Source organism: Streptomyces sp. NPDC002838 (genome assembly GCF_040295365.1).
In the GTDB taxonomy this organism is placed as follows: domain Bacteria; phylum Actinomycetota; class Actinomycetes; order Streptomycetales; family Streptomycetaceae; genus Streptomyces.
On record NZ_JBEOVF010000018.1, the window covers coordinates 100,423 to 111,641 of the forward strand.

The following is an 11,219-nucleotide window of genomic DNA, read 5'->3' on the forward strand; positions in this document are numbered from 1 at the left end:
TAGCCGGCTAGATCAGAGCGAACTGGCCTTCCGGGCCTTCCTCGTGGTGGTCGAAGACAGACGCCGGCCTGCGTGCCGCCTCCGGTACCGGCAGCACGCCCGCCTCGCGTAGCTCCTGCGCCGTGATCGGGGCCGTCACTGTCAACTCCTCCTGTTGCGGCCACAGTTCCGCCAGCAGTGCCAACACTGTGATCAGCTCCAGCAGTTCCGACGTCCACGCCTGCGGCCAGGTCGCCGGGCGGATCGCTTCCAGGGTGCCGGGGGTGGGTTCGGCGGTCCGCGACGTGAACCAGCCCTCCAGCACCCGTGTTCCGCTCACCTCGAAGTCCCAGGACTCCGGCGGCACCGGGGAGATGCGGCCCTCGTCGATGTGGAGGGTCTCCTCGTCGCGGTCGTAGTGCAGGGTCAGAGGGCGGGTGGGCAGGGGGGCGCGGACGTAGGGGCGGCGGCCGCCGGGGAGCTTGGGGCGGTCGCCGTTGCGGCGCATCAGCCAGAGGGTGCGGTGGCCGCGTTCGACGCCGTGGGCCCAGAGTTCGGGGTCCTCGGTGAGGGGGACGGTGAGGTCGGGGCGTGTGGCCGTGACGGCCCAGGCCAGGAGATCCGTCGGGGTGGGGGAGAGACCGAGGCGGGCTGTCAGGTGGTCCAACAGGCCCGGTGCGAGGTTGGGTTCCGAGCCGCCGGGGCGGCGGTAGAGGGGGCGGACGCGGCCGGGGCGGAGGAGGGGGAGCAGGGAGGTCGCCAGCAACACGGGGCCGGGGCTGCCGGGTGTCTCCGTGACGAAGATCTGCTGCTCGTCCGCCACCCGCCACAGTTCGGGCCGGGCCGCGTCGATCAGCCGGTGGTCGGGGATCAGCCACTGCTCGTCGAAGGGCGCGTGCAGGACCCGTACGGGCTCGGGGCAGGGGCCCGTCGCGCGGACCAGCTTCTCCGTGCCGCCGGAGCGGCCCGGCAGTTGCCCCACCGCCGAGCGCAGGGTGCGTGAGCGCGTCGGCTCGAAGAGGGCCTCCCGGTCCGGGCCCTCCGCCTTCATCAGGGCGTCCCAGCGGGCCTTCAGGGATGCCGGGTCGGGGCCCGTCGGCCACCCCCGGCCGAGCCGCGGCGGTGCGACGGACCACGGCATGAGGTCCGCCAGCAGCGGAGCGTCGTCGTGCGTCACGCTGGGCATCGTACGACCTGCCAAGGACAGCCGGGTCAGGTGGCGTCCAGGGTCACCGTGAAGGAGAAACGGTCGCCCCGGTAGTGGATGACGGCCGTGTCCAGCACGCGCCCCTCCGTGTCGTAGGTGACGCCCGTGTAGTGCAGGATCGGGCTGAGCAGCGGCACTTGGAGGAGCCGGGACGTCTCCGGGTCCGCCAGCCGGGCCTCCACAGTGTCCGTGATGCGGCTGATGTCCGCCCCGGCGATGTCTCTGAGCACCTTGGTCATCGGCCGGCGGAGCAGGTCGTCCGGGTCGATGAGGGCGGCCAGTTCGGGGCGGACGTAGTTACGGGCGTGGTTGGTGGGCTCGCCGGTCTTCTCGTCGCCGCGCAGGCGGTGGTACGTCGCCACCTCGTCGAGATCCGGGAAGTACTCGGCGAGTTCGACGGGTACCGGTCCCTTGCCGTGGTCGAGCAGCTGGGTCGCCATGCCGGACTGCTGGGCCACGATCGCGTCCACCGAGCCGAGCAGCCGCACGGGGGCGCCCCTGAGGGCGTCCGGCTCGATGAAGGTGCCGCGCCGGCGGTGGCGCGTGATCAGGCCCTCGTCCTCCAGCTCCTTCAGCGCCTGCCGCATGGTCAGCACGCTGACTTTGTAGTGCCCCGCCAGCTGTTCCTCGGTGGGCAGGCGCAGCGGGTCCTGGGGCGAGCGGCCGAGAATCGAGGCGCGCAGCGACTGCGACACCTGGTACCAGAGCGGCAGCTTGCGGTTCAGGACGATCGAGTCCGGGGCGAAGGAGGTCACGGGCCATCCGTACCGGTAGGGAATCTTCCGTGCAAGGGGCGGAAGTGGCGCTGAAGGCCCTCCCACACGTCGTCGTAGCGCTGTTGCAGGTGCTCCGCCCGGGCCGCGTGCGGTGTGAGCGTCACCGGCCAGCGGGTTTCGAACATGAAGGCAAGGCCGTCGTCGACCTTCTGCGGCTTCAGCTCGGCGGCGCTCGCGCGATCGAACGTCTCCCGGTCCGGGCCGTGCGCCGACATCATGTTGTGCAGCGAGCCGCCACCGGGGACGAAGCCCTCCGCCTTCGCGTCGTAGGCGCCCTCGATCAGGCCCATGTACTCGCTCATCACGTTCCGGTGGAAGTACGGCGGCCGGAAGGTGTCCTCGCCCACCAGCCAGCGCGGCGCGAAGACCACGAAGTCGGCGCCCGCCAGGCCCGGGGTGTCCGAGGGGGACGTCAGCACCGTGAAGATCGACGGGTCGGGGTGGTCGTACGAGATGCTCCCGATCACATTGAAACGGCGCAGGTCGTAGACGTACGGCACATGGTTGCCGTGCCAGGCGACCACGTCGAGCGGTGAGTGGTCGTAGGTCGCCGTCCAGAGGTTGCCGCAGAACTTGTTCACCACCTCCACCGGACCCTCGACGTCCTCGTACGCGGCGACCGGTGCCTGGAAGTCGCGGGCATTGGCGAGGCCGTTGGCGCCGATGGGGCCGAGGTCGGGGAGGCGGAAGGGGGCGCCATAGTTCTCGCACACATAGCCCCGCGCACTCGGGCTCTGCCCGCCGTCGGACGCAGCATCCAGCAGCTCCACACGGAAGCGCACCCCGCGCGGGATCAGCGCCACATGTCCCGGCTCCACCTGCAGCGGTCCGAACTCCGTGCGCAGCAGCAGTCCGCCGCGCTCCGGCACGATCAGCAGCTCGCCGTCGGCGTCGCTGAAGACCCGGTCCATGGAGGAGTTGGCGTGGTAGAGGTGCACGGCCATGCCGGTGCGCTGCGTCGCGTCGCCGTTGCCGCCGAGGGTCCACAGGCCGGCGAGGAAGTCGGTGCCTTCCACCGGTTCCGGCAGGGGGTTCCAGCGCAGCCGGTTCGGGTCCAGCACGGACTCCGTGAAGGGGGCGGTACGGATCCAGCCGTTGTGTGTGTGGGTGAACGCCGGGTGGGCGGCCGACGGGCGGATCCGGTACAGCCACGAGCGGCGGTTGTGCGCCCGGGGCTCGGTGAACGCCGTACCGCTGAGCTGCTCCGCGTACAGACCCAGGGGTGCGCGCTGCGGCGAGTTGCGGCCCTCGGGCAGTGCTCCCGGAACGGCCTCGGAGCTGTGCTCGTTGCCGAAACCGGAGAGGTAGGTCAAGGCCTCGGCGGTCTTCCGCGCGTCCCCGCTCATGATCGCTCCTTTGCGGTCTTATTCCTATGCTCCACCGTAGGATTGCGATTTCGCGGACGCAAGAGGGAGCAAGCGGGTGGCCGGATCCTCCTCCTGACTGGGGGTTCTGGCTGGGGATGACCTCCTCTCGGAGGACGACCGGAGGCGGCCGGAACCAGACTCCAGGGGGATTCGAGGGGTCGCACCGGTGTTCTACGCTCCCGGTCATGTCGTGGACGCGGGGACTGCTTGCCGCGCTCGCGGTCTGTGTCCTGCTGCTGACCGGATCCGCGAGCTGCGGTTCCGGTGATGCGCCGAAGCAGGAAGAGAGCGCCTCGCCCTCGCCGGTGGGGAAGGTCCTCGACGACACGGACCACGAAGGGCGCCACTTCCGTGAGGTGAAGAAGGAGCACGCGCCCGACGTCGGCATCGAGGTGCAGCCCGGCGCCGACGACAGCTGGAACGTCCGGCTGACCGTCCGCAACTTCCGCTTCACGCCCGTCGGCGCGCAGGCGAAGGCGGTGCCCGGACGCGGTGTCGCCCGCCTCTTCGTGGACGACCGCCCCGTCACCGGCCTGCGCACCTCCGAGTACCGCCTCTCGGGCCGCTATGTCCCGCACGGCACGCATCAGGTCACCGTGCGTCTGTACGCCGACGACGGCACGGTGTGGGCCGTGGACGGCGAGCCGGTCGAGAGCACGGCGGACATCACGGCCTCGAAGCCGGGACCGGCCGGGACCGCGAACCCCGCGACGGGTGCATCCGGCACCGGTCCGCGTACCGGGGGGCGAGCTTCCCCGGGCCCCGGTGGAGAGGCATCATGAAGCCCGTGCCCCCAGCGACATCGCTTCGTCGAGCGCCTGTGCAGCGGCGCAGCGCCGAACGGCTCACCAGGATCCTCGACGCCTGCGCCGACCTCCTCGACGAGGTCGGCTACGACGCCCTGAGCACCCGGGCCGTGGCCGTGCGCGCCGGCGTCCCCATCGGCTCGGTCTACCGCTTCTTCGGCAACAAGCGCCAGATGGCGGACGCCCTCGCCCAGCGCAACCTGGAGCGCTACACCGCGCGCGTCACCGAGCGCCTCAAGGAGACCGGCGACGCGGGCTGGCGCGCGGCGGTGGACGCCGTGCTCGACGAGTACCTCGCCATGAAGCGCACCGCGCCCGGCTTCTCGCTCGTCGACTTCGGCAACCAGATCCCGGTCGGTACCCGCCACGCCGAACCCAACCACCGCGTCGCCGACCGCCTCACCGACCTCCTGTCCGGCTACCTCGACCGCGCACCGGACGAGGACCTGCGCCGCGTCTTCCTCGTCGCCGTGGAAACCGCAGACACCCTTGTTCACCTCGCCTTCCGGGTGGCTCCGGAGGGCGAGGTGAAGATCATCGAGGAGACGCGGCAGATGCTGCGGGCGTATCTGGCGCGGGTGCTGGACTGACAGCACGCGACTGCCGGCACGCGACTGCCGGCACGCGAATTTTGGTACGTGACATTCGGTGTCCGTGCCCCGCGACCCCTCGCGTCCGTGCATACCGGTCGGTATGCTCGGCCGGAGTTCGCGCGTCACTTAGCCGCCACCCTCCGGGAGGACCCGTGCCCACCACCGACTCCCGCACCGCCCTGCGCATCTGCCCCCTTTGCGAGGCCACCTGCGGCCTGACCCTCACCATCGAGGGGAGCCGTGTGACCGGCGCCCGCGGTGACCGGGACGATGTGTTCAGCCGTGGGTTCATCTGCCCCAAGGGCGCCTCCTTCGGGGCCGTCGACGGTGACCCCGACCGGCTGCGCACCCCACTCGTGCGCAAGGACGGGGAGTTGCGCGAGGCCACCTGGGAGGAGGCCTTCGACGCGGTCGCCGCCGGGATCCGGCCCGTCGTCGAGCGGTACGGCCCGCACTCCGTCGGCGTCGTCCTCGGCAACCCCAACGTGCACACCATGGCCGGCGCCCTCTACCCGCCCGTGCTCCTCGCCGGACTCGGCACCCGCAGCATCTTCACCGCCTCCACGGTCGACCAGATGCCCAAGCACGTCTCCAGCGGGCTGCTCTACGGCGACGCCAACGCCATCCCCGTACCGGATCTCGACCGCACGGACCACCTGCTGCTCATCGGTGCCAACCCCGTGGAATCCAACGGAAGTCTGTGCACCGCCCCCGACTTCCCCGGCAAGCTCAAGGCGCTCAAGGCCCGCGGCGGCACCCTCACCGTCATCGACCCGCGCCGCACCCGCACCGCCAAGCTCGCCGACCGGCACATCGCGATCCGCCCCGGCACGGACGCCCTGCTGCTCGCGGCGATGGCTCACGTCCTCTTCGAGGAAGGCCTCGTGGATCTCGGCGAGTTGGCCCCGCATGTCCAAGGTCTCCACGAACTCAGGGCATCCGTACGGGACTTCACTCCGGAAGCCGTCGCGCCGGCCTGTGACGTGGACGCCTCCGTCACCCGCACCCTTGCCCGCGAACTCGCCACCGCCCCCACCGCCGCCGTATACGGCCGCATCGGCAGCTGTACGGTTCCCCACGGCACCCTCGCCAGCTGGCTCGTCGACGTGCTCAACATCCTCACCGGCAACCTCGACCGCCCCGGCGGCGCACTCTTCCCGCAGGCCGCCACCGACAAGACACCCCGCCCCGCAGGTCCCGGCCGCGGGTTCGCGCTCGGGCGCTGGCGCTCGCGGGTCGGTCGACACCCCGAAGCGAAGGGCGAGTTGCCGCTCTCCGCACTCGCCGAGGAGATCGACACCGCGACGGAGGAGGGCGAGCCGGTCCGGGCGCTCGTCGTCGTCGCCGCCAACCCCGTCCTGTCGGCCCCCGACGGCGACCGGCTCGACAAGGCCCTCGACTCGCTCGACTTCATGGTCAGCGTGGACCCGTACCTGAACGAGACCTCGCGCCACGCCCATGTCGTCCTGCCCCCGCCGCCGCCCGCGCAGAGCCCGCACCACGACTTCGCCTTCAACACCCTCGCCGTCCACAACCAGGTCCGCTACACCCGCCCCGCCGTCCCCCTGGAACCCGGCCGCATGGCCGAGACCGAGATCCTCGCCCGGCTGATCCTGGCCGCCACCGGCATGCACGGCGCCGACCCGTCCGCCGTCGACGCGATGGTGATCGACCAGACCCTCGGCAAGGCGGTCAAGGAACCGCATTCCCCGGTGCACGGCCGCGACCCGCGCGAACTCGCCGCACAACTCACCGGCGACAACGGCCCCGAGCGGCGGCTGGACATGATGCTGCGCCTCGGCCCCTACGGCGACGGCTTCGGCGTACGACCGGACGGGCTGAGCCTGGAGAAACTGCTGGTCCACCCGCACGGCATCGACCTCGGACCACTGCGGCCGCGCCTGCCGCAGCCGCTGAAGACCAGGAGCGGCAAGGTGGAGCTGCTGCCGCAGCCGATCGCCGACGACCTGCCCCGCCTCCGGCAGGCCCTGCGCGAGCGCCCCGCCGGGCTGGTCCTCGTCGGCCGCCGCCATCTGCGCTCCAACAACAGCTGGATGCACAACGTGCCCGCCCTCACCGGCGGCACCAACCGCTGCACCCTCCACATCCACCCCGAGGACGCCGAACGGCTGGGCGTGCGGGACGGGGAACCCGTCCGCGTGAAGGGCGCCGGGGGAGAGGTGACCGCCCCGGCCGAGGTCACCGACGGCGTGCGCCGGGGCGTGGTGAGCCTGCCGCACGGCTGGGGCCACGACCGGCCCGGCACCCGCCTCAACCACGCCTCCGCCGACCCCGGCGTCAACGTCAACCAGCTCCTCGACGGCACGCTGCTCGACCCGCTGTCGGGCAACGCGGTCCTCAACGGCATGCCCGTCGAACTGGCCGCCGTACCCGCCGCCGAAGCCGCCCCCATGGCCGAAAAGCTCAGCCCTCTGACCTGAGCAAAGCGCTGACCTGGAGTTTTGCGCTTATTGCTCGCACGTCAACGTCTTGTTAACGCCGCTTGACGGGACCTAACGTCATCGCACCGCCGGCCCTGGTGGGAGTTCAAGGGCGAACGTTAGGTATCCATTCATGCTGACCATCCTCGGCTTCACCATGATCGCGACCTTCCTGGTCCTGATCATGATGAAGAAGATGTCGCCGATCGCGGCGCTCGTACTGATCCCCGCACTGTTCTGTGTGTTCGTCGGTAAGGGCGCCCAACTCGGTGACTACGTCATCGACGGCGTCACCAGCCTCGCCCCCACCGCGGCGATGCTCATGTTCGCGATCGTCTACTTCGGTGTGATGATCGACGTCGGCCTCTTCGACCCGATCGTGCGCGGGATCCTGAAGTTCTGCAAGGCCGACCCGATGCGGATCGTCGTGGGCACCGCCGTGCTCGCCGCGATCGTCTCGCTGGACGGCGACGGCTCGACCACCTTCATGATCACCGTCTCGGCCATGTACCCGCTGTACAAGCGCCTGAAGATGAGCCTGGTCGTGCTGACCGGTGTCGCCGCCATGGCCAACGGCGTGATGAACACCCTGCCCTGGGGTGGCCCCACGGCCCGCGCCGCCACCGCCCTCAAGCTGGACGCCAGCGACATCTTCGTCCCGATGATCCCGGCCCTCGCCGTCGGCCTCCTCGGTGTCTTCGTCCTGTCGTACGCACTCGGTCTGCGCGAGCGCAAGCGGCTGGGTGCGCTGACGCTGGACGAGGTGCTGGAGCCCCAGGAAGCCGAGACGGTTCTCGTGGGCGCGGGTGGCTCGGGCGGCGAGAAGACCCCCGTGCGCACCGGCAGTGCCGGTTCCGGCTCCGGTACCGACGCCGACGCCGAGGAGGGCGAGGACGACGGCTTCAAGGCCCTCGACCCCAACCGGGCCACGCTGCGCCCCAAGCTCTACTGGTTCAACGCGCTGCTCACGGTCGTCCTGCTCACCGCCATGATCATGGAGTGGCTGCCGATCCCGGTGCTGTTCCTGCTCGGCGCCGCGCTGGTGCTCACCGTGAACTTCCCGCACATCCCCGACCAGAAGGCCCGGATCGCCGCCCACGCCGAGAACGTCCTCAACGTCTCCGGCATGGTCTTCGCCGCCGCCGTCTTCACCGGCGTCCTCCAGGGCACCGGCATGGTCGAGCACATGGCCAAGTGGATGGTGGACGTCATCCCCGAGGGCATGGGCCCGCACATGGCCCTCGTCACCGGCGTGCTGAGCCTGCCGCTGACGTACTTCATGTCGAACGACGGCTTCTACTTCGGTGTCCTGCCGGTCCTCGCCGAGGCGGGCGCGGCACACGGCGTGTCCCCGCTGGAGATCGCCCGCGCCTCGCTGGTCGGCCAGCCGCTGCACATGTCGAGCCCGCTCGTCCCGGCCGTGTACGTCCTGGTCGGCATGGCCAAGGTCGAGTTCGGCGACCACACGCGGTTCGTGGTCAAGTGGGCGGCCCTCACATGCCTCATCATCCTCGGGGCAGGAATGCTCTTCGGGATCATCTGAACAGTCGCCCGAAGAACAGTCGTCCGCACGCTCGGCACACTCGATGGAGGGGTTCGAACATGGGGCCCGGTGGGAACCGCGGCTGGCTGCTCCGCCTCGTCATCGCCTTCAGCTTCGCGCAGGGGGCGGTGTCGATGGCCCGGCCCGCCGTCTCCTACCGGGCCCTCGCGCTGGGCGCGGACGAGCGGGCGATCGGTGTGATCGCGGGTGTGTACGCGCTGCTCCCGCTGTTCGCCGCCGTACCACTGGGTCGCCGTACCGACCACGGCCGCTGCGCGCCCCTGCTGCCCGTCGGCGTGGTCCTGATATCCGGCGGCTGCGCCCTGAGCGGTATCGCGAACTCCCTCTGGGCGATGGCGATCTGGAGCGGTGTGATGGGCCTCGGCCATCTCTGCTTCGTGATCGGCGCCCAGTCGCTCGTCGCCCGCCAGTCAGCCTCGCACGAACAGGACCGCAACTTCGGCCACTTCACCATCGGCGCCTCCCTCGGCCAACTGGTCGGCCCGATCGCGGCGGGCGCGCTGATCGGCGGCCCGGACATGGCCGGCACCAGCGCGCTCGCCCTCGTCGTGGCGGGTGCGGGGGCGGCGGTCGCGTTCACGTCGTTGTGGCGCATAGAGCACCGCGATACGGCGGCCAAGTCCCGTGCGGAACAAGACGAACGCGTCCCCGTCCAGCGCATCCTGCGCGCCCGGGGTGTGCCCGCGGGCATCTTCATCAGCCTGTCCGTGCTGTCCGCGACCGACATTCTCACCGCCTACCTCCCGGTGGTCGGCGAGCACCGGGGCATCGCGCCGTCCGTGATCGGCGTCCTGCTGAGCCTGCGCGCGGCGGCCACGATCGCCTGCCGCCTGGTGCTCACGCCCCTGCTGCGGCTGCTCGGCCGAACCCTTCTCCTCACCGTGACCTGTCTGCTGGCGGCCGTGCTGTGCGCGGGCATCGCGCTGCCGGTTCCGGTGTGGGCGCTGGCCCTGATCCTCGCCGTCCTCGGCTTCTGCCTCGGTGTCGGGCAGCCGCTGTCCATGACGACGGTCGTCCAGGCGGCCCCCGACGGCGCCCGTTCCACGGCCCTCGCGCTGCGCCTGACCGGCAACCGCCTCGGCCAGGTCGCCGCGCCCGCCGCGGCGGGCCTGGTCGCGGGGGTCGCGGGTGTGGCCGCGCCGTTCGTGATGCTGGGCGCGCTGCTGCTGGTGTCCTCGGGGATCGCGCTGCGGTCACCGGGGCGGCCCGGGGCGGGGGATGGTGGGGCGGGGGGTGGCGAGGCGGAGGACGGTGAGGCATCGGGCCGGGGGCGTCGCTTCCGGCCGTCGTTGAGCCGGAAGAGCGATATCTGACGGGGCGTAGGGCGCTGCTCCCACCATATTCGGACCAAATGTGACATTGAGTCAGATGACAGTGAGATTCGTATGAAAAGCATCTGATTCGGAGGGTCCCGTATGCCGACCTCGTCCCGTCCGCGCAGAGCCGCCGCACTGACGGCGCTCACCGTCGGCGGAGCCCTGCTCCTCAGCGCGCCGAACGCCGTCGCCCAACCCGGGCACAACGGAGACGTCAACATCCACATGGCGGGCACCGCCGTCGCCGCCCGGCTCAACCAGCCCAAGATCTGCAAGTTCTACCTCGATGCCTTCAACTTCGACATCGCTGAGGGCATCAACTGGACCATCGAGCCGCAGACCGCGCAGGCCCCCACCAACGCCACGCTCTCCGGCGTCGTCACGCTCGCCAACGGAGCGGGCGTCTCAGGCAACCTGATGCTGCCCGCCGGCCGATACCGGCTGAACTGGAGGGTCTTCGGCGTGCCGGGCCCGGGCAGGAACAAGGACTTCAACGTGGACTGCGCGAACCGGGTGGCAGGGGCTCTCGGCCCCAACGGCAGTGTGCCCGCCGGTGGCGGCGGCCTCGCCCGGGCCGACGCCTTCACGCCGGTGGCCGGCGCGGCCGCGGTGGGGGTGGCCGCGGTCGGCGGGGCGGTGTGGTTCCGGCGGCGTCGCGCCGATGGCGCGGCGTAGACGCCGCAGGCCCTGGTACCGGACGCGCGCCTACCGCCTGGCGAGAACCGCCGTACTGACCGCCTCCCTGGTGGCGGGCGGCATGTGGTGGTCCCAGGACGAGGAGCCCGGCGGAGTGACCACGACCGCTCCGCCGGGCCCCTCCGGGGCGTCGGACACCCGCGTCGACGCACGAGGGGCAGCACCGGAACGACCCGTGAACGGCACCGGGGTGCAAGGGGCGCCGCCCGAAGGGGCCGGGGTCGGTGAGGGCGGGGCGAAGCCTCCCGGAACCCGCGGCGGCGCGGGGGACGTCCGGCCCGGCGCGGAGGCGGGGGGCGGGCGGTCTGGGGCCGGCGCGGGTGCGAGTGGTGCCCGGCGTGATCCGGCTGGGGCCCGAGCGGGCGGTGGGGCGGCGCAGGCGCGGCCTGGATCCGGTGCTGTGGCGGGCGGCGCGCGGCCTGGTGCCGGTGCGAGTGGTGCCCGGCGTGATCCGGCAGGAACTCAAGCGGGCGG

At 71.3% G+C, this 11,219-nt stretch carries 9 protein-coding genes; 6 read left to right on the forward strand and 3 right to left on the reverse strand.

Annotated features, from left to right (window positions below; genetic code table 11):
• Positions 1-7: 7 nt before the first annotated feature.
• The 3 genes from ABT063_RS23305 to hmgA are packed head-to-tail and all read right to left on the reverse strand — an operon-like array spanning position 8 to position 3,308.
• Positions 8-1,165: a type ISP restriction/modification enzyme gene (locus ABT063_RS23305; RefSeq protein ID WP_351059432.1), complete on the reverse strand. Its 1,158-nt coding sequence runs from the start codon at positions 1,163-1,165 to the stop codon at positions 8-10.
• A 26-nt stretch (positions 1,166-1,191) separates the two neighbouring features.
• Positions 1,192-1,941: a GntR family transcriptional regulator gene (locus tag ABT063_RS23310; RefSeq protein ID WP_351059435.1), complete on the reverse strand. Its 750-nt coding sequence runs from the start codon at positions 1,939-1,941 to the stop codon at positions 1,192-1,194.
• A complete protein-coding gene (gene hmgA, locus ABT063_RS23315; RefSeq protein WP_351059438.1) occupies positions 1,938-3,308 on the reverse strand; it encodes a homogentisate 1,2-dioxygenase in 1,371 nt (456 codons plus the stop codon). The genes ABT063_RS23310 and hmgA overlap by 4 nt, the downstream gene beginning before the upstream one ends.
• 206 nt (positions 3,309-3,514) lie before the next feature.
• Here hmgA and ABT063_RS23320 point away from each other — a divergent pair, with 206 nt between their 5' ends.
• The 6 genes from ABT063_RS23320 to ABT063_RS23345 all read left to right on the forward strand — a co-directional run bounded on the left by ABT063_RS23320 (position 3,515) and on the right by ABT063_RS23345 (position 10,724).
• Positions 3,515-4,111 (forward strand): hypothetical protein, encoded by a 597-nt coding sequence (locus ABT063_RS23320; RefSeq protein WP_351059441.1) that lies wholly within the window; start codon positions 3,515-3,517, stop codon positions 4,109-4,111.
• A complete protein-coding gene (locus ABT063_RS23325) occupies positions 4,108-4,725 on the forward strand; it encodes a TetR/AcrR family transcriptional regulator (RefSeq protein ID WP_351059444.1) in 618 nt (205 codons plus the stop codon). The genes ABT063_RS23320 and ABT063_RS23325 overlap by 4 nt, the downstream gene beginning before the upstream one ends.
• Positions 4,726-4,880: 155 nt before the next feature.
• Positions 4,881-7,169, forward strand: coding sequence for a molybdopterin oxidoreductase family protein (locus ABT063_RS23330; protein WP_351059447.1), 2,289 nt, complete (start codon positions 4,881-4,883; stop codon positions 7,167-7,169).
• A gap of 133 nt (positions 7,170-7,302) precedes the next feature.
• The gene (locus ABT063_RS23335; protein ID WP_351059450.1) at positions 7,303-8,712 is read left to right on the forward strand and encodes a CitMHS family transporter; all 1,410 of its coding nucleotides are present in this window, start codon (positions 7,303-7,305) and stop codon (positions 8,710-8,712) included.
• Positions 8,713-8,771: 59 nt separating this feature from the next.
• Positions 8,772-10,046: an MFS transporter gene (locus tag ABT063_RS23340; RefSeq protein WP_351059453.1), complete on the forward strand. Its 1,275-nt coding sequence runs from the start codon at positions 8,772-8,774 to the stop codon at positions 10,044-10,046.
• Between the two features lie 102 nt (positions 10,047-10,148).
• Positions 10,149-10,724, forward strand: coding sequence for a hypothetical protein (locus tag ABT063_RS23345; protein WP_351059455.1), 576 nt, complete (start codon positions 10,149-10,151; stop codon positions 10,722-10,724).
• The last annotated feature ends 495 nt before the right edge of the window (positions 10,725-11,219 follow it).